The following is a 20,396-nucleotide window of genomic DNA, read 5'->3' as shown; positions in this document are numbered from 1 at the left end:
AAATGTACTAGGTATAATCTCGTGGACTACTTGCAGTTTGACAGTAAAGCTACCAACTTTGTAGCATAGCACAAAACCATGACAGCAGAACAAATTAAACACTTTATACAAGGCGGCAAATGGGTAAGCATCAGCCCGGAGCTAAGACCCAGCATCAGCAAAAACGCCGCAGGCGACATCCTGCCTTTTTACCTCACCCGAAGCTTTACCTATTCGGCAGGCGACGTATTTGAATGTACGGTTATCAATTATGCCGATCCCTCAGCAAAAATTCCGCTGGTGGATATCACTATTAAAGGTCACCTGGTTTGGCTGGGAGAACATCCGCTTACCGAAGGCGCTTACAATCTTAACTATGTAGCCGATATTTCCTATGAAATAACACCGCTGAACCAGGCTTTCGCAGATGCTGTTAACAAAATCCCCAACAGTACTTTAAACAAATGGGAACTGAATAAAACCCAGGATGTAAAAGGCACGGCATTCCCTGCTTTTGGTCTTACCGAAGGACAGATCTACATAGATTATGATCTGATATACACATACGATAACCTTCTCTTTAACGGCAGTAAAAATGTAGACGGTCGCGCATTTGATAAACCCGAAAACCGCCCCACCAATTTGCAGGTTCCGCTGGTGAGGAAGGGATAAGAGTAATATCGAACACGGAATTTTGAATATCGAATGATGAAGTAAAAAATTAAGCCTTTTTAAAATTCGATATTTAATTCATTTACCTTAACGCCCTCCCCATTGTCTGTGTCCTCACAGGCAATTTTATGGCACAGGTTGTCTGTGAGGACGCAGACAACGGAGAGAACATTAGGCGGTAAAATTTGGCTAAAGCCAGGTTTTTCAGCTCCCAACCGCCCCATAAATGGGACGGCAATGAAATAGAGCATCAATTGATTATCCTTCATTGCCGTTGGTTTTAACCAACGGATTAAAAGCAAACAACTCTTGGCTTTAGCCAAACTCAGTATTTATGGTAGATGATCCAAACATTGTTTGATTGCTCAATTGCAGCAAATCTAACCGCTATATCATCTTTCTTAATTTCATAAATGGGAACGCAGAGGTTTTGACCTGAGACTACTACTTGCTCCCGGGTATCATGCCAGAGATAAGCCCAGATATTCAGGCCGTTAATTGTATAGCGTTCACCTTCGGCTATTGTTGTACTACTATTAAATTCAGGGGCCATATACCGGTGTGTATCACTAATTTTAAGTTGCAAATCTTCCTGCTAGTTCAAGCGATCTTCGCTTGAACTTACATTTAGTGTAATAACTATAAGCGTGGACGCTTATGTAAAACAGCATTCAAGCGTGGACGCTTGAATGAGCGAAGTCTTAAAAGGACGATATAATACCGAACGCCGAATGTTGAATATCGAATGATGAATTAAAAAATTAAACCTTTTTAAAATTCGACGTTGGATATTCAACATTCAGTGTTCGATATTTAATTCATTTACCCCAGCGCTTTTATCGGGCTGCCTGTCCATTCGGTTTCGGCGGCCAGGGTTTCGCCTTTCATTACCAGGGATAAGGGTTCCAGTTTTACATCGTCGCCAATTTCGCTGTCGTACAAAATAATGCTGCGGGCGCCGATGCTACAACGGGCGCCTATTTTTACGGTTCCTACCTTCATCACCCGGTCTTCAAATAAGTGGGTCTGCGGACCGCAATCTTCATTTAAAGCGGTATCATCGCCAATAGAAACCATATCGTACTCGGTAATATCAGTAGTGTTGAGCCATACCCGTTTGCCAATCTTCACGCCAAACAAGCGCAGAGCCCAGGGTAAAAATGGTGTCCCTTTTAAAAATTCCAGCATAAAGGGCACTGCCAGGGCCTCGTAGGTAGTGGTGATAGCTTCGCTTCTCCAAACCCGGTGCGTCCACATGGGGTTTTGCTCTTTTTTAAACATTCCTATCGCGGTCCATTTTAAAGCTAAAGGAATTACAAAAGCTGGCAGCCCCATATAAATAAGGTAATAAAATGGAATTTTGGGTAGCTGTTGAAGGATCTGTGAAACCGTCCGTTCTTTGATCAGGTCATGGCAGTAAGCGATGAATAGCACGCTGCAGCAGATGATCACAGTTTCGGGCAGCAGGATGCGGATAGTTTCAATCAGGCCACGCGCCAGTTTCCGTGACCAGGATGGGGTAGTGGTAAGCGATGCCGGATAAGTACCGCTATCCTGACGGCGGGGCAATCCTATAGCTGGAGAACCAAACCAGTCGCCAAGCGGACTATCCTGTAGCTGCTCCACGGTTGGTGGTACCGACAGCACACCAATCAGCATATTGTCGCCCAATTCATATCCCTGGGGAATCAATGCGCTGTTGCCCACAAAACTGCTGTTACCGATGATTGTTTTTTTCAATATCAACCGCTGCGCACGAATATCCTCTTCGCCCAGCGTAACGGCATCCGCAATAAATGATCCGTTGCCAATCTCTAACATGGTATGGGTTACGTTACTGGCGGTAGAGATCTCGGTATTTTTACCAATTTTTGAACCCAGCATCCTGAAGAAAAATGATACAAATACGGTGGCATATATTGGATGTAACACAATCAGCGCGACAGATATCAATTGATCGGACAGCCATTTGCGCACATAGGTACGACTAAAAACAGGGTAGGTGCCTGGTTTAATACCCCACAAAAGCAGTCGCGATAGCAATACCGTTTCAAACGCGTACAATAAAATATATAAAAGCGTAAGCGCCGGTACATGGATAAAATAGCTGAAATCATAATCCGGCGTTTGCAAATCCATGTAATTCAGTATTTTGATAATGGGAAGCAAAGGCACCAAAACCACCGCCGGGAACGCAATGAGCAGCAGGGTATACAGAAAGCCATAAGTTTTGATTTTGAGGAAAGGTGATTTAAGCGGCTGCGGTAGTTCTTCAGGCTGCATTTGATGCACTTTTTCTGCCGGGCTGCCTTTCCATACCTCATAGGCTTTGATGGTTTGGCCGCTTTGCAAATGACTCAGATCCTGCAGTTCGCCCCACTCTTCCACAATCGTGTTGCCCGATAGTACGGCGCCGCTGCCTATATAAGCGTGAGCACCTATGCTAATCTTGCTGAATTTGATCAGACCATTCTCCACCGATACGTTGTCCAACACCACACCCGTACTCAGGCTCACGTCGCTGCCAATTTCCAGCAGGTCGTTGGCACCAATAGTAATAGCGCTTATTTGCGCGTCTTTAGCCACACGGGTACCCAGCATACGTAAGTATAGGGGATAAAGTGGTGTGCCGTTCATAAACTGGGCCGGGGCCAGTTGTGTTAACCTGTTCACCAGCCAATAACGAAAATAATAAGAGCCCCATAAAGGGTGTTCGCCTTCTTTAACCCTGCCCAGCAGCAGCCATTTAGCCGCTATACCCATGAGCGATAAAAAGGGTGGTACCAGACAATAAAGCAGCAAGGCTACAATAAGACCAATACCTGTATTACCCTGCCCGGTTTCTGTTTTGATTACCACATAATAGTAGCCGAGGTAGGGTACAAATATTTGAATAGCGAACAATCCGTATATAAACAACAGGGAAATAGCTTGCGCCAAACCGCACAGGAAATAACGCAAAGGCGGAATTTTATGAAAAATCTCCTTGTTTACGGTTTTCTTTTCCTTAGCCTTTTTTTCGGCAAGCTCCCAGGTGTTGATGAGGTTTTTAACCGGGCGATTGGTATAAATATCTTTTAACGATGCATGCTGAATACCGGCTTCTTTGCGTAACCATGATGAAAATGTAGCCGCCAATAAGGAATGGCCGCCCAGATCTGTAAAAAAGTCCGATTCGGGAGTGATATCCCTACCGGGGAACAAGTGATTAAGTCCGGCCATTACTTTTACCGCCAGCGGATCATCAGCGTTAATATGAATTTCCTGCTGCTCCGGCACATTTTGTAAAGCCTCGGGTACCGGGAGCGATTTACGGTCGATTTTGCCGCTTGGCAGCCGGGGGAACTGATCCATCTGCACAACCACCAGGGGTACCATATATGGGGGTAAAACCTCCGAAAGGCGGTTACGGCTATGCTGCTGATCAAATGTTTGTCCTGGTTTCAGGGTAACATAACCCACCAGCTGATCCTGCCCTGTGGCGTCTTTTTTCAAAGCAACAGCAGCTGTGGCTACTTCTTCGAGCTGATTCAGTCTCGATTCAATTTCACCCAGCTCTATACGGTAACCGCGAAGCTTCACCTGGTCGTCCAGCCTGCCATGAAAATCAATCCGGCCATCGGGTTGCATCACTACGGCATCACCGCTCAGGTAAATACGGTCCCCGGCCAGTTCCATGAGGGTTGCGGGCTTATCCAGAAATTTTTCGCGGGTAAGCTCAGGCCGGTTCACATAGCCCTCGCTCACGCCGGGTCCCGAGATAATGAGCTCGCCTTGCTGTCCTGTCGGCAGCAGGTTAAATTTATCATCAATTACAGCCAGGTCATAGTTAGGCAGCGGCCCGCCAATGGTGATAGCGTCACCGGGCCTTAATGGGGCCATCGTGGTAGTTACCGTTGTTTCGGTAGGTCCGTAGCTATTGTAAAATATGTTTTTACCGGGCTTGCTCCAGCGGTTTAAAACAGCCGGCGTACAGGCTTCTCCGCCGGCGTTAATGAGGCGCAGCGTGGGTATATCATCATCCATAACGGCCAGCAAGCTGGGTACGGCGTGTAGTATAGTAATTTTTTGCTGCCTTAAAAGTTCGCTTAACTCATCAATAGATTTTGCCGTAGTGGCATCGGCTATCCACAAGGATGCGCCGGCAAACAGGCTTATCCAGGTTTCTTCGCACCACATATCAAAGGACACCGAGAAACCCTGGTACACTTTATCCTGCGGGGTGATGCCGAGTACGCTTTGCTCTGAGCGAATGAGGTGGCAGATATGCTTATGCAGGATAGGAATACCTTTTGGTTTACCCGTACTGCCTGATGTGTATAGCACGTAAGCCCGATCATCCGCATCGGGGCCGGCAGGCAAAACATAATCTTCATACACTTCCTTAAATTCCGGAACGGCGAAAACCGGGCAGTTGAGCGCCGGTTGAGCATCACTGAAACAAGCGGCGGCATCAATTTCCTGTAGTACGATCTGCAACCGTTCTTCGGGCATTTCCCTATCCAGCGGAACGTAGGCAGCACCCGATTTTACAATACCCAGGATAACGGCCTGCAACGCGAGCCCGCGTGATTGCCATACCCCTATAGAATGACCTCTGCCGATGCCTTGTGCAGCAATAAAAGCGGCGATATAATTGCTCCAGGAATCAAGCTGGGCATAATTCAGTTGCCTGTCGCCAAAAATGAGCGCGGTATTATGGGCATATTGAGATGCCGACGTTCTGAAAATGTCGGCAATGGTTTCGTGTTTAATAAAGTCAGGTCTTTCAGTACCTTTTAGTAAGCTCTTGGCTATCATCATCATGGTTAGGCCTATAATAGTTTTTGCCTGCAAATTGGTAATGCAAACAGTTGCCAACCAAATGTATTAAAAATGTCGGGTTGAATAATTTAATAACAGATGATTTAACAGCAATATATTATTAATATTTCAGCCCGTGCTTTAACAGACGGATATATGACTTTGTTTAGGTATAAACGTTTAAAACGGTGCTTTTTTTTATGATGCACCCGCGAGATCAGCACAGCACATTTCGCGGGATACCCATTGTAAGCTTTCAGCCTGTTTTAAGCTGAAAGCTTTTGCATCTCTATTTTAACTTTTTGTTCAGCAATTGTATTTCCTTCTTTAACTGATCAATTTGCACTTGTTGATCTTTATTCTTTTTATGCTCATCAATTAGGTACAAGGTTAATTCTTCAATTTTTTGTAATAGCTTAATTTGGTTATCACCTACGTTAAGTCCTTCTTTTTGCATCTGGCTGGCCGGCTCAATTTCCGGCAAATGATGATTCTGTGCGATATAGTCTTTCACACTTGAAAGTGCAGGTAAATGGTATGAACGATCAAAAACAAAATCGGCTCCGTTGGTATTAACTACTACTTGATTAGCCCTGATACCTCCTGCTACATCCAATTTATAAGCGGTATTAGTTTGAGTGGTTTTACCAATCAACACATTTCCATTATTTCTCACCGCAAATAAAGTTGAAAATGCCGTGGGGCTTGTTCGGGAGTTAATGGTAAAAGATGAGGAGGAGGGTATACGTGTATAGGTAGCACTAGTATTATCTCCCTGCGATCCGTCATTCAAGTCGATTGAAACACCCCAATATGATCTGAGCATCAGATCTCCCGAAAACAAACCATATATATTGCTTCCGATCGGTAATGGAGATGTAGACGAATTATCAACCGCAGCAAGCGTGTATTGCCCCTGGTTTGATCCTAAATTAATCCCTCCGCCCAAGAGGCTAAGCATTGAGGTTGGGGTCGTGGTACCAATACCAACATTTCCGGCAAAATAACCCTGACCATTAGCTTTTACACTAAAATTCACGACGCCATTGGTAACGCCATCATAATAATAATTTGCGCCGCCATTCGGATTATCTGTTATTGCTCTGAAAATACCAGCGCTTGAGAACACATATCCAGTACCAATCTGATGCCCTGTAAAAAAAGATTGCCCCACCCCTGTGTTAATCACTAACTTGCTATTACTATTTAATACATCATTGGCATCAACGGTAACCGTCTTGGTTTGAGCGTTTGCAAAATGTATAGCGGTTAAACCAACCAGCGTTAGAAATATACTTTTTTTCATGTATTTATTTGATTTGCTTTTTTAAATCCTGCACCTGTTTCTTCAGGTCGTTAATCTCCTCTTTTGCCTCAATCATGTATAGGGTCATTTCCTCCATCTTTTTCATTAACAGTTTATTCATCTCGCCCAGGTTCAATCCGTCTTTAGCAATTTGCTGTTCTGATGGAACCTCTGGTAAATGTTGGTTTTGATTGATATAGGTTTTTACCTCCTGAAGTGAGGGCAATTGGTAATTCTTGTTGAAAACATAATCGGGCCAGTTGCTATATAGCTTTACCGTAGCCGATGTTGCTATAAATGCGCCATTAACGGCCAGCTTATATTGAGGTGAAGTGCTTGCTGTGTTGATACCGATATTGCCGGCAACATCAGTAGTCATTACCGTTGTTATATTCAAGGGAGTTATCGCTGTGCCAGTTGGAGTTGTTGTAGATGAGGTTGGCGTAACAACTACTGATGTTCCGTCTCTGAGCCAAAGAGATGATACCAAAACTCCGGTGTAAATATTGGCAGGCGCCACTAAATAAAAGTCGGTTTGTACATCATTTTGATAAGCCTGTAAACTAAGATACCCATCTATGGCATCACTACCTGTGGTAACTTTATTAATAATGAGGCCACCCCTATTACCTATATAAAAGGTAGTTTGTCCATCTGTATTTGATCCCCAGGAGCCACCGAATGCATCTACTTTGAGTTTCTGTAAATTGGAACCATCACTAATAGATTTAGTCATGCTTCCAACATAAATATAAGTTGGAGTAGAAGTGTGTTGTGTTATAAAACAAGTTGGTGTTTGGGCGTTGGCTGCAAACGGCAGTAAAAGTAAAATAGTAAAAAAGGCATAGTATTTTAACGAATTATCGGAGAGGCGAGGAATAGCCACAAGGCAGATAAAGGATAAAAATGTATTTTTTTTCATGTAATTAGGTTTTAATTTCCCAAGGGTGGTTATTTCTGCTTTTGAAGAGATGCAACCTGTTTAATTAGTTTGTCAATCTGTGCTTGTTGCTTGCAGTTTATCGTTTCCTGCTCTTTCTTTGCTTTATTTTCTTCAATCAAGTATAGCGTCAGTTCCTCTACTTTTTTCATTAACAGTTTATTCATCTCGCCCAGGTTCAATCCGTCTTTAGCTATTTGCTGCGCGGATGGTGTTTCGGGTAAATGTTGGTTTTCGTCGATGTAGGCTTTTACCTCCTGAAGTGATGGTAATTGGTAATCTTTTTTGAATACATAATCCGGCCAGTTAGCCAGTTCAACTTTTATTTGTTTAGACCGAATATTACCATTTACTGATAAGGCTTCTTTTGGCGTTAGGGTACCTATTCCTACGTTTCCGCCATTTACTGCCAATGGATAAAATCCCTGAGTGGTTGTATTCGTTGGCAAAGTGCCCCCCCAATTGGCGTTATAGGCACCTACACCATTAAAATAGACCGTAACTAAAGTTCCACCATTCCTGTTGGCGACATCAAATACCAGATAAACAGTAGACATATCGGCATTAAAGAGTGTACGAAAATTTGACATAATTGCATTACCCCCATATGAGGTATTACTCAAAACAGAAACTGAGGTAGCTCCGTCATATTGATTCGCATTGACATGTAATTCCACTGTTTGTACCCTGTTAGCAGCCTCAAATGTGAGGGTATATGTTCCTTTTATCCGGGAACCACTGGCAATAACATAGGTACCATCCGTTGAAACACCAATTGGTGAGTAATCATTTACATTAATCCCTTTAATGGAAATAGCGCCGTTGACATCTAATTTACCTACCGGTGTTGTTGTTCCAATACCGACATTGCCACTACCATCAATTACCATACGATTCTCCACATTCCCTGTCCGAAAAGAAATCGTATTACCGCCTAAGGTATTATTCATTCCATTTAAAGTACTTGGAACATAAAACCCTAATGTAGATGTCATATAACTTTGTGTATTGATGACGCCTGCTACGTCTAACTTATTTGTTGGATTGGGGACACCGATACCTACATTTCCGCTAAGACTATAAAAAGCATTATTCCCACTGGTTGTCCATTGGGCATGTACTAAAGATGAAAAGCTTAGAAACAGAGATAGTGAAAAGATTAATTTCTTCATGATATAAGGGGCTAAAAGTTTATTTGATTTTATTGATCAGGAGTTCGAGCTTTTTATTTAGCTGATTAATTTGCTCCTGTAATTTGTTATTGGTGGCTTTTTGTTCGTTTATCTCTGTGTCTTTCTCTATTAGATATAAAGTCAGCTCTTCGATTTTTTTCATCTGCAGTTTATTCATCTCGCCCACATCTAATCCGTTTTTGATCATTTCCCGTTCCGACGGAATTTCTGGCAAATGCTGGTTTTGGTCGATATAGGCTTTTACTTCACTTAATGATCTTAACTGGTAATCTTTTTTGAAAACGTAATCATTCCAGCCATTCAAATCGATGTTGACCGCTTTGGAATGAATTGTACCATTTACATCGAGTTTGTTTTGCGGACTAATAGTTCCTATTCCTACATTACCATTAAAGCTGATACGCATTCTTTCTATATTTGTACCGTCTCCACCTGCCCCTGTAGCCCAACTGGTCTTGAATTTCAAAGCAGTCACATCATCTGCTGAACCAGTTAACCGGGATGCCTCAATTGAGGCCCATTCGGCCCCTCCTGCTGAACCAAATGCAATTTTCCCTTCACTACTTCCATCGGCCGGGTTACTTTCTTTATCAAAAAGCTGAATCAGTGGCGTACTATTAACAACCGTTAGTGAGGCTGACGGCGTTGTTGTTCCAATACCTACATTGCCTCCTCCATCAATAATGATGTCATCACCGTAATACCAGGTAGAACCCGATCCAACCTTATTCATCATTCTACGGGTGCCCAAAACCATTTTACCGGTAGCGTCGCCTGTATTACTATTGCCAGCTACTGCAATAATCCGGGCCTGTCCCCATGGATTAGTACCATCAGTATTTGCAGGAAGAACAAATTCCAATTGTGCACCGGTTACAAGGCCCCGACCTCCATTATTGGACTGTATGATCAATGATCTTGGATCGAACTGCGAGGTTTGGTTAACGAAAGTACCTGTTCCGGAAACATGCAGTAACGACTGTGGTGCATTAGTACCAATTCCAATATTTCCATTGGCAGTAATTCTCATACGCTCCGTAGCAGCTGTTCCAAATATCAATGAGCCACCCCCAGTAAGCGGGGCATGAATCAACAGCGAGTTCGGATCCGTTGAATATGTGGTTGAGTTAAGGTTTATTAAGGCATAATTTGCATCATTAAAAAAAGTAAGGCGGGTACGGGCAGCCGAACCTACACTACTATTGGTTAAATTTATACCTGCGGTTGTGTTTGTATTAACTTTTACATCCAGCGGATTGGCTGGTGTAGTTGTTCCGATACCGACATTGCCTGTAGCCGGAAATGTGTTTTGAGCATAGCTGCTATATCCGGTTAATAAGCCGGCAAATAAGATTAAGTTAAAAAGCTTCATGATTGAGATAAAGTTTTGATAAAAACATACGTGCAAGATCTGTCTGTATCAGATTGGTACTGAGTTGTTACGGAATGAATAAATATTGTTTGATTGATGCCTTTTGAAGGCTAGGGGCTAAGGTTTTTCTTATTGTGATAATGTTGCCATATATTGTTGTTCAGGTGCTTCAAATATAATTATTTATCATTTTAAATAAATAGGCTTCCATGATATTTAACGTCTTATTTAAAACACTTGTTAATATCTACTAAATGTGGGTATCATTCCACGCTTTATTTTATTTATATTTACTAAACCTGCTATTCGAAAAAACATAAATGTTAAACCTAAAATGTTACTTAGTTCAGTTATCAATACCGCCCATACTATTAGTGGCGATGAAATATTAAAAATAACTTTATCGGTTATATGCGGCAGTATCCTGGGCTTTGAGCGGGAGATACGCGGTAAGTCGGCAGGATTCCGTACGCTGGCGCTCATTTGTTTTGGATCAACTGTATTCACCATTTGCTCCTACCTTCTGGGTGTCGAAGCTAATCGCGATCGTATAGCGGCCAACATTATTACCGGTGTAGGTTTTTTAGGGGCAGGGGTTATATTCCGCAACAATATAAGTGTTTCGGGCATCACTACCGCAGCCTCCATCTGGATAGCCGCCGCTATAGGCATGCTGATAGGTATTGGCGAATATGTACTGGCGGGCTTGTCGCTGGTACTATCCTTGTTTATACTTTACGCCCTTGATTTTATCCAGTTCCGGATAGATTTTCGCTTTCAGCATCGCGATTATAAAATTACGTTTAAGGATAAATACCCTTCGGGAGCTATTCAACAACAAGTAGAAAGTTTAAACCTGCAGGTTACCAACTCCAAAGTATTACGCTCCGGCGAGCAGGTGATCCTGGAAGTATTGATCTCCGGCAAAGGGAAACAACTGGAATTGTTTAATGACTGGCTGCTGGACCAGAGCATTGTACAATCCTTTGAATGGTGACCAATCTCATTAAAAAGCCTTTTCATCAACCCTGCATTATATTTTACATTTTAAATGCTGTATGTTATGGATACTATTATTGAAAGAATTAAAAAATTTAATGCCCCTCTGCTGCCCGACAAGGTTCAACTAAAATATAAAGCGATGGCTGAAAGCCCTTTCCGCTTTTTCCGGGGTACCTGTCACCTGTTTTATGAGGACCTGTGTAAAGTGAAAGATTTTCCGGTTTCGCCCCAGGTATGGGTTTGCGGTGACCTGCACCTGGAAAATTTCGGTAGTTTTAAAGGGAACAACCGTCAGGTTTATTTTGATCTGAATGATTTTGACGAATCGATGCTGGCTCCTTCAAACTGGGAGGTAGCCCGGGTGCTCACCAGCATTTATGTAGCTTTTGATACCCTGAAACTAACCAAAGCCGAAGCCGACAAAATGGTTAAGCTTTTTGTGAAGAAATATACCGAGGTTTTGCAATCGGGTAAAGCTTATTATATCGATCCCCGAACTGCCGATGGCATCGTAAGCGATTTTTTAAGCAAGGTTAAAAAAAGAAAGGAAAAGGACATCATCAAAAAAATTGCCACCCCGGTTCATAAACAACTGCGCATCAAAATAGACAACCAAACTCATTTTGATATCCCGAAGCTCCTAAAAACCGAACTGATGCAACACCTGGGCAGCCTGCTCGAAAAAACTACCTCCTGGCCTAATAATTACGAGGTTAAAGATGCTGCTTTTAGGGTGGCCGGTACCGGGAGTATCGGGCTAAAACGCTATATGTTTTTATTGCAGAACACTAAAATCAAAGGCGATTTTTTGTTACTGGAACTTAAAGAGGGTACTAAATCATCGCTTGCTCCTTACAATCCAATCCGCCAACCTAAATGGGCCACAGATGCCGAGCGGATGATCACCACCAAATACCGGATGCAGAATATATCCCCTGCATTGCTGAGTACCACGGTATTTAAAGGCGACACTTATGTATTACAGGAAATGCAGCCATTTGCCGACAAAATCAATCTGGATCTTTTAGCCGAAAATCTTAAGGATATGCAATGTGTATTATTGGATATGGCCACTTTAACCGCCTCGGCACAGTTACGGAGTTGCGGCATACAGGGCTCGGCTATTAATGATGCATTAACCGCTTTTGCCCATGAAAATGATTGGCAAAAACCACTTATCGCTTATACAAAAAGCTATGCCAACCAGGTTAAAAATGATTACAAACAGTATATGGCTGGCTATAAAACCATCAAAACCAAATGATTATAAATCATTAATTATTTATAATCCGTTTACACTTACCCACAAAATCAGGCTTTAAACATACCTTGTTTAAGCCCCTTATTTTTAATTGTTTACGCAAACGCTTGCGTAAACAATTATTGATGTATCCCAACTCAGATTTCAAGATCATTCCTTTCTGAAAAGGTGTGTTGCCAAATAGCCTGTTTTGCTGCATTTAGCCCACGCTTATCATTTATATTTCACCAAACAGCCTTAATTCCAAACAAACGTTTGCGCGGTGATAAAATAGGCAAATTATATCTTTTTAGAATACATTCACTCCACAAAAGTGAACCAAATTAATAACCCTGTTTTTTTATAACGCATTGCAAAATAGATCAATAGATAAAGAGCGAGTGCTTTTGCTCCAGGTAGCTGCCGGCGATCAAAAGTCATTCACTATACTTTTTGAGCATTATTCAAAAACAGTTTACCCTTTTGCTTTAAAACTCACCCGGTCTGAAGAGCTGGCCGAAGAAATTTTGCAGGACATTTTTCTGAAAATCTGGATCAATCGCCAAAATTTGCCGGAGATTGAAAATTTTGGCGCCTATGTAAACCGCATGACCCGAAATTACGCCTATAATGTATTAAGGCGAATTGCCCATGAAAACCTGATCGCTTTTGAGCTAAGCAAACAAATGACAGAAGAGGTAAATAATACCGAAGATGCGGTTATTTACCATGACCTGGAACATTCGCTTAACCAGGCTATCAACCACCTTACACCACAGCAAAAATTGATTTATACCATGTGCCACCAGGAAGGGTTGAAATACAGCGAAGTAGCCGGCAGGTTAAATATCTCGTCGTCAACCGTTCATACACACATGAAACTGGCCCTCAAATTTATCCGGACTTATTTTGTTCAGATCAATACACTTATCCTGTTTTATCTGCTTTTTAAATAGCCCAAACTGCTTCCATACTTAGGCGATTAAATGTTTGCCGGAAAGCCAAAACCTCATTTTTAATTCATACTCCTGAACTCAATGGGAGTTCTTCCGGTTTTTTGCTTGAAAAGTTTATTAAAGTACTGTGGGTATTCAAATCCTAAAGAATAGGCTATTTCGCCAACAGATTTATTAGTGCTTAATAAAATGCTTTTGGCTTTTTCAATTAAATAAAAGTGTATGTGATCCTGGGCATTTTTGCCAGTTTCTTTTTTGAGCAGGTCGCTCAAATAGCCAGGTGATAAATAAACCTGCTCTGCCAGATATTTTACAGTAGGTAAGCCTTTGTTATTAATATCGTCTCTCTCAAAATATTCACTCAGAATTTTTTCTACCTGAACCACTACCGAGTTATTAGAATTTTTCCTGGTAATAAATTGTCGCCCATAAAACCGGAAGCAATAGTTTAAAAGCAATTCAATGGTAGAAACGATGATAGCCTCGCTGTGTACATCTATATTTTCCTGTAACTCAGCTTCAACTTTCTGTACACAATCATATAAGATCTGCTTTTCTTTTTCAGACAAATGAAGCGCCTCAGACATCTCATAAGAAAAAAAACTGTAGTCTTTCATTTTCTCATTTAGCGAGGTAGCTCTGATTAGATCCGGGTGAAAAAACAGCCCCCAACCCATCATATTTTCAGAAACTTCGATATCATTATCCAATTCAATAACCTGGTTGGGGGCCATGCAAATCAGGCTTCCGTCCTGAAAGTCAACAACTTTACGGCCATACTTTAAGTTGTTCCTGTTATAGTTTTTAAATAAAAGGTAATAGAAGTCTGTAGAAAGCCTTGTTTCCTCATTAACCAGCTCACTTACCCTGTTAAAATCTACCACAGCAACCAGGGGATGCCGGATAGGTTGAGTTAACCTAAAAAATTTAAACAGATCTGTGATGGTTTGCAGGTGGATAAAAGCGCTCATAAGACTTCTAATTTAAGTATTGAATAATTAAAGACCGAATTGTGTTTTCATTCCCTCAATAAATGCGGCATCATCCACCTGCCGGCGATTTTCGATGATCACTTTAGCATCTTCGCCGGCGGTATATCTCAATTGATTGGTACCATCAGTAGCCGCTTTGTAAATGACATCAGCAACCACACTGGCCGGTGAAGCGTTTGCAAAAAAAGCAGGCATTCCGGCGTTTATTTTCCCAACCATTGATTGATATTCGGTAAGGCTTTCATCATTGCTAAAATCCAATGAACGCTCCGAAAAATCGGTAGCAATGGCGCCAGGTTCAATGATCTTCACTTTTCCGCCAAACTGTTCTAACTCAAAGCTCAATGATTCGGAAATACCTTCAACGGCAAATTTGGTTCCATGGTACAAAGCGCCCAAAGGGAAAGTCATTTTACCCCCAATAGAAGAAATATTAATAATTATACCGCTTTTATTTACGCGAAAATGAGGAAGCAAGGCTTTGGTAACGTCTATCAGTCCGATCACATTAGTGTTAAACTGGCGAACGATATTTTCTCTTGGAAAAGACTCCAATGTACCATAAGCGCCGTAACCTGCATTGTTAACTAATACATCAATCTTTCCAAACTTTTGGATACCCTCATTTACAGCGTTTTCAATAGAATACAGATCCAAAACATCCAATTTGGTTACCAATACATGATCTGATGTTCTTAATTCTGTTTCGTGTTCTGGTTTCCGCATGGTAGCAATTACGTTCCAGCCCTCCTGTACAAATAATTTTGCAGTTGCAGCTCCAATACCGCTGCTTGCACCTGTTATTAAAATAGTCTTATTCATTTTTCTGAGATTTTAAATTACGATGTAAAGGTCTGGTTATTAGGAGGGCTACGGATAACACAAATTCGGGGGAGTTGTATACTTTTTGCAGATTTATAAATTAATTCAAAAAAATTATCATTTCAACTCACCCTCCCTGCTTTGTCAGGTGTCAGTGTATATAAAGGGCTAAATATGTGATCTGCTTTCCCGTAAGTGATCCCTTTAAGTAATATGAATAACCAGCAACTCCTAAATTTATTTAACCGGTATATGAGCAAAGAAGCCTCCGGGGCCGAAACTCATGAGCTTTTTGATTATATCAACAATCTGCAAAATGCCTCGCAGGTAAAAGAAGTACTTGGAGATGCTTTAAACCAGGAGACCGAAGAACGCGCTTTGCCCGATAACCGGCAGCAACTAATCCTCGACCGCATTTTTAACCATTCATCATCTCCTGAAAAAAAGTTTAAACACCGGGTACTAAACTGGGCAAAGCTGGCAGCAGCAATACTCCTGTTTATTTTACCCGGTATATATTTTCTTAAATACAATAAACCAAAACCTACGGCATTAACCGCCCTGACCAAACCCGGGCCAATTGATGTACAACCGGGCGGCAATAAAGCCATATTGACCCTCGGCGATGGTTCCCATATCGTTTTAGATTCGGCCCAGAACGGATTACTTGCACATCAGGGTAAAACCAAAATTGTAAAATCGGGCAACGGGCATATTGCCTATAACCAAACAGCCACAGGCAATACTACAGCCATATATAATACCATGACAACGCCCCGGGGCGGTAAGTATGATTTGCAACTGGCCGACGGCACCAGAGTATGGCTCAATGCATCTTCATCTATCACTTATCCTATCGCTTTTTCCGGCACTGAACGCAGGGTAGCCATTACCGGCGAAGCCTATTTTGAAGTAGCAAAAAATAAAGCGATGCCCTTTAAAATTAACGTGAACGGGCAACAGGAAGTAGAGGTTTTAGGCACCCACTTTAACATTATGGCTTACAATGATGAAGCCGCAGTAAAAACCACTTTATTGGAAGGATCGGTGAAAATTGTAAAAAATAAACTTACAAGTGTGCTAAAGCCCGGGCAGCAAGCACAACTTACTGCCGATGGAAAATTATCTGTTACGGATGATGCAGATATCAATGCAGTTATGGCCTGGAAAAGCGGGCAAACCTTATTTGTAAATGAAGATATAAAAACCATTATGCGACAAGTGTCGCGATGGTACGATATAGATGTAGAATACCAGGGCGATATGCCAACCCGCTTATTTACCGGTGGTATTTCCCGCGAATCAAACCTGTCTGTTTTATTAAAAGTATTGGAATTAAATAAGATACATTTTAAGATGGCCGGCAAAAAACTCATCGTAACACCCTAAACCTTATTAAACTCAATTGATTAATCACCTTAAACAATAGCAAATATGGCATAAGAAATACTTTAAACCCACCATGCGGTTACCATAAAAAAAATCCGGCAGTGCTACCAACACTGCCGGGTAATATCTGGTTAACCCCTTCCCGATTGTATCGGGATAAAAAATCCAGTTACAGATAATCTATTCAGTTAACCTAACTCCTAAAGTATGAATTTTTATACTCTTTTTAAGCCTTTGTTTTTTAAGCAGAGGCCGCTCATTAAAATTTTCATGGTTATGAAATTTGTAGTTTTTTTGATGACATTGGCCTGTTTACAGGCATCAGCTACGGGATTTGCACAGCAAGTAACGCTTTCAGAAAAAAACATCTCCATAAAAAAAGTTTTTACTGCGATACAAAAGCAAACCAATTATATTATTTGGTACGAAGACGAAGTATTACGCGGAACACACAACATTGATATTTCACTGGATCACGCCACTTTGCAACAGGCGCTTACAGATTGCTTTAAAGACCAGCCCTTAACTTATACTATTGTAGATAAAACCATAGTAGTTCAAAAAAGGAATGTACAGGCACCTGTAACACAAGTGGTAAACGTAATGGTTAAGGGTAAGGTAAGTGATGAAAACGGCTTGCCATTACCCGGCGTAACGGTTAGGTTAAAAGGATCATCCACATCTATGGCTACCGATAGCAAAGGCAATTACGCGCTCTCGATACCCAACGCCCAAGGTATATTAACCTTTAGTTTTGTAGGTTACCAGACAAGCGAAGTAGAAATTAATGGCCGCGCTGAGATCAATATTCAATTAGTACCCCGCAAGAGTGACCTTAGTGAAGTAGTTGTTGTTGCTTTTGGCACCCAGAAAAAAGCAGACCTTACCGGCGCTGTTGACCAGGTAAGCGGTAAAGACCTGCAAAACCGCCCTGTGCCCAATGTAGGCAGTGCATTACAAGGTGTAATGGCCGGTTTAAATGTAACTACCAATTATGGTGGCGGCGCCCCAGGTTCGGCCAAAACTATTAATGTACGTGGCTTTACCGGTTTTAATGGACAGCTTGCCGGACCGCTTATTTTGGTTGACGGATTAGAAACGGATATCAACTCTATCAATGTTAATGATATTGAAAACATCAGTTTGCTTAAGGATGCGGCGTCATCGGCTGTTTACGGCTCCAGAGCTCCTAACGGCGTATTATTGATCACCACTAAACAAGGTAAAAAAAATCAACCTGCCCGCTTTAGCTATTCCAACAACTTCGCCTATGCTAAACCGCTAAACGTGCCGCAAATGTCCAATTCGCTTATTTTTGCGAACACGATGAACGAGGCCTTTGTTAACGCAGGGCAACCACCGCTGTTTACCGATGATGCCATCAGCAGGATAACCACTTACGTGCAAAACCCTAATGCAATCCCTAATACTATACCTGTTCCAGGCTCTAACCAGTGGGCCAGCTATGATCCCATATTTGGAAATGCCAACAACGATTGGTTTAAAATTTACCTGAAAAAAACATCGGCAAGCCAACAGCACAATTTTAGTGTAGATGGCGGTAGCGACAAAATAACTTATTTTGTAGGCTTTGGGGCAACTAATCAAAACGGGCTTTTTAACTATTTTAATGATAGCTATAAACGCAATAACCTAAGAGCGAATCTCACTGCCGATCTTAATAAATATGTTACTTTCAGCGTTAAAACGGCATTTTCACAGGAGAACAATGTATCGCCATATAACGGAGGCAGCAGTACCGGTAGTAATTTTTTCCATCAGATAGCGCGTATTTGGCCAAATTTGCCCTTAATTGACCCTAATGGCGGATATGACCCAACCTCTTATATTCCACAGATACAACAAGGCGGCAGCAATAAAAGCCGTACAAATAACAGCCGGATAGGTGGCGACATCATCATTAAGCCATTACCAGGCTGGAATATTACCGGTCAGTACACTTATAACTACCAAAGTTATAATCAAACAAGCACCGTTTTACCTTATTACTATTCAACCCCCAACAATCCGCAAACATTAAGTAATACCATATCGTCTGTAGCTCAAAATTACGGGCTTACCACCTATTATAACTACAACTATTTTACCAGTTACGAAAAGCAAATAGGCGGTCATTATTTTAAAGTATTGGTAGGTCAGCAAACCGAACAAAAAACGTATTCAAACTTGTACGGTTATAACCAGTACCTGTACAGTACCAGTCTGCCTTCACTTGCACTTACCAGCGGCACAACCCCTATTGTAACAGATGGAGCCAATAGTATTAATGGCGTTCCTCCTTACAGCTGGGCTACCAGTAGCAGCATTGGCAGGGTTAATTATAATTACAAAGAAAAATACTTAATAGAGGGCAATGCCAGCTATATGGGCACTTCCTTATTTCCGCAGAATACCCGTTATCATTGGTTTACCTCGGTATCTGCCGGATGGAATGTCTCTAAAGAAAATTTCTTTGAGCCCTTACGCAACCATATCGCCAACCTTAAATTCCGTGCCTCCTATGGTGGCTTAGGCGATATTTCTTCACTTTTAACCCAGAATAGCTTTTATCCTTACCTGAGCAATTTACAGGTTAATCAAGCCAATAACAGTCAATGGATATTCACACCGTCCAGCGGTGGCCGTCTGCCTTCCGTTTCCAATCCCGGAAACCTGCCCAGCCCTACGATTACCTGGGCAAAACCATCCATGCTGGACATTGGTATCGACGTAGATTTCCTGACTGATTTTAGCCTCACTGCCGATTGGTATAACAAAAAAATAAAAGATCAGTTCGCTCCCTCAACTACCCCTCCGGCTACCTTGGGTGTTTCGGCTCCAACGGTAAATGCTGCGGCATCAACTACAAAAGGCTGGGATGCTACACTTTCATGGAAACACCAATTTAACCAGGTTAGGGTGATGGTTAGGGCAAACATGGGCCATTACACAGGTACAATAACCAAATACGATGGAAACCCGGCAAAGCTGATCAACCAGCCGTATGCGGGTGAACCAATGGGCGCTATATGGGGATTTAAAACAGTTGGTAAATTTCAAACACAGGCACAGGTTAACAGTTCTCCAGATCAAACCGCCATCAATGGAAGCGGCTATAAACCCGGAGATATTCAATATGCTGACCTGAACGGCGATGGAAAGATCACTTACGGCAGCAAAACTGTTGGCAATCCTGGTGATCAGGCTATTATAGGCAATACTACCCCCAAATATTTATATGGTTTTAATGCCAACGTAGGCTGGAAAGGTATTGACGTGGCCATATTTATACAAGGACAGGGCCACACAGACTATGTGCCCGGCAATAACTACTTCTGGGGAGTAACTTCAGAATATCAAAGTACCGTAACACCTAAAATGGCCGACCGGTGGACGCCAACCAATACTAATGGCTATTTCCCAAGGCTGGATATCAACAACGGTCCGGGTAAAAACCAGATCACGCAATCGGGCTATTTGTTAAATGCTGCCTATATGCGCTTAAAAAATGTGCAACTGGGTTATACTATTCCCGATAGGTTTACTCAAAAAATTCACCTTTATGGAGTACGGTTATATGGCAGCGTAGATAACCTGGCCACCATCACCGGTGTGTTTAAACACCAGTACGTAGATCCTGAATTATTGCAAAGCGACGAGAAGATATATCCGCTACAGCGCACCTATTCCTTTGGTTTACAAATGAATATTAAATAACAACACAAATATT

General features: G+C 41.9%; 15 protein-coding genes. 6 read left to right on the top strand and 9 right to left on the bottom strand.

What is annotated here, in order from left to right; genetic code table 11:
* Nucleotides 1-78: 78 nt before the first annotated feature.
* Nucleotides 79-651 (top strand): hypothetical protein, encoded by a 573-nt coding sequence (locus tag G7092_RS21440; protein WP_166092353.1) that lies wholly within the window; start codon nt 79-81, stop codon nt 649-651.
* A 59-nt stretch (nt 652-710) separates the two neighbouring features.
* Here the strand turns inward: G7092_RS21440 and G7092_RS21435 are convergent, their stop codons facing one another.
* The 7 genes from G7092_RS21435 to G7092_RS21405 form a co-directional block, all read right to left on the bottom strand.
* On the bottom strand, nt 711-920 hold the full coding sequence (locus G7092_RS21435; protein WP_166092324.1) for a hypothetical protein: 210 nt from the start codon (nt 918-920) through the stop codon (nt 711-713).
* A 56-nt stretch (nt 921-976) separates the two neighbouring features.
* Nucleotides 977-1,204 carry a hypothetical protein gene (locus tag G7092_RS21430; protein WP_166092321.1) on the bottom strand — a complete coding sequence of 76 codons (228 nt, stop codon included), beginning with the start codon at nt 1,202-1,204 and terminating at the stop codon, nt 977-979.
* A 269-nt stretch (nt 1,205-1,473) separates the two neighbouring features.
* Nucleotides 1,474-5,511, bottom strand: coding sequence for a Pls/PosA family non-ribosomal peptide synthetase (locus G7092_RS21425; RefSeq protein WP_235953916.1), 4,038 nt, complete (start codon nt 5,509-5,511; stop codon nt 1,474-1,476).
* Between the two features lie 232 nt (nt 5,512-5,743).
* Nucleotides 5,744-6,760, bottom strand: a complete 1,017-nt coding sequence (locus G7092_RS21420; protein WP_166092319.1) for a TMF family protein — start codon at nt 6,758-6,760, stop codon at nt 5,744-5,746.
* A 4-nt stretch (nt 6,761-6,764) separates the two neighbouring features.
* Nucleotides 6,765-7,682 (bottom strand): hypothetical protein, encoded by a 918-nt coding sequence (locus G7092_RS21415; protein ID WP_166092317.1) that lies wholly within the window; start codon nt 7,680-7,682, stop codon nt 6,765-6,767.
* Between the two features lie 29 nt (nt 7,683-7,711).
* Complete coding sequence (locus tag G7092_RS21410; protein ID WP_166092315.1) at nt 7,712-8,872, bottom strand: hypothetical protein; 1,161 nt, start codon at nt 8,870-8,872, stop codon at nt 7,712-7,714.
* 19 nt (nt 8,873-8,891) lie between these two features.
* Nucleotides 8,892-10,265, bottom strand: coding sequence for an autotransporter outer membrane beta-barrel domain-containing protein (locus G7092_RS21405; protein WP_166092313.1), 1,374 nt, complete (start codon nt 10,263-10,265; stop codon nt 8,892-8,894).
* 334 nt (nt 10,266-10,599) lie between these two features.
* Here G7092_RS21405 and G7092_RS21400 point away from each other — a divergent pair, with 334 nt between their 5' ends.
* The 3 genes from G7092_RS21400 to G7092_RS21390 all read left to right on the top strand — a co-directional run bounded on the left by G7092_RS21400 (nt 10,600) and on the right by G7092_RS21390 (nt 13,463).
* Nucleotides 10,600-11,262: an MgtC/SapB family protein gene (locus tag G7092_RS21400; protein WP_166092310.1), complete on the top strand. Its 663-nt coding sequence runs from the start codon at nt 10,600-10,602 to the stop codon at nt 11,260-11,262.
* 66 nt (nt 11,263-11,328) lie between these two features.
* Nucleotides 11,329-12,531, top strand: coding sequence for a DUF2252 domain-containing protein (locus tag G7092_RS21395; protein ID WP_166092308.1), 1,203 nt, complete (start codon nt 11,329-11,331; stop codon nt 12,529-12,531).
* A gap of 347 nt (nt 12,532-12,878) precedes the next feature.
* Nucleotides 12,879-13,463, top strand: a complete 585-nt coding sequence (locus G7092_RS21390) for an RNA polymerase sigma factor (RefSeq protein WP_166092306.1) — start codon at nt 12,879-12,881, stop codon at nt 13,461-13,463.
* Between the two features lie 59 nt (nt 13,464-13,522).
* Here the strand turns inward: G7092_RS21390 and G7092_RS21385 are convergent, their stop codons facing one another.
* Nucleotides 13,523-14,434, bottom strand: a complete 912-nt coding sequence (locus G7092_RS21385; protein ID WP_166092303.1) for a helix-turn-helix domain-containing protein — start codon at nt 14,432-14,434, stop codon at nt 13,523-13,525.
* Between the two features lie 27 nt (nt 14,435-14,461).
* A complete protein-coding gene (locus tag G7092_RS21380; RefSeq protein ID WP_166092301.1) occupies nt 14,462-15,277 on the bottom strand; it encodes an SDR family oxidoreductase in 816 nt (271 codons plus the stop codon).
* A 252-nt stretch (nt 15,278-15,529) separates the two neighbouring features.
* Here G7092_RS21380 and G7092_RS21375 point away from each other — a divergent pair, with 252 nt between their 5' ends.
* Both G7092_RS21375 and G7092_RS21370 read left to right on the top strand, forming a co-directional pair.
* Nucleotides 15,530-16,666 (top strand): FecR family protein, encoded by a 1,137-nt coding sequence (locus G7092_RS21375; RefSeq protein ID WP_166092298.1) that lies wholly within the window; start codon nt 15,530-15,532, stop codon nt 16,664-16,666.
* A 276-nt stretch (nt 16,667-16,942) separates the two neighbouring features.
* Nucleotides 16,943-20,383 (top strand): TonB-dependent receptor, encoded by a 3,441-nt coding sequence (locus G7092_RS21370; protein ID WP_166092295.1) that lies wholly within the window; start codon nt 16,943-16,945, stop codon nt 20,381-20,383.
* The last annotated feature ends 13 nt before the right edge of the window (nt 20,384-20,396 follow it).

The organism is Mucilaginibacter inviolabilis (genome assembly GCF_011089895.1).
In the GTDB taxonomy this organism is placed as follows: Bacteria; Bacteroidota; Bacteroidia; order Sphingobacteriales; family Sphingobacteriaceae; genus Mucilaginibacter; species Mucilaginibacter inviolabilis.
Note: the sequence above shows the minus strand (reverse complement) of the source record. Positions and strands in the feature narration are given on the sequence as shown.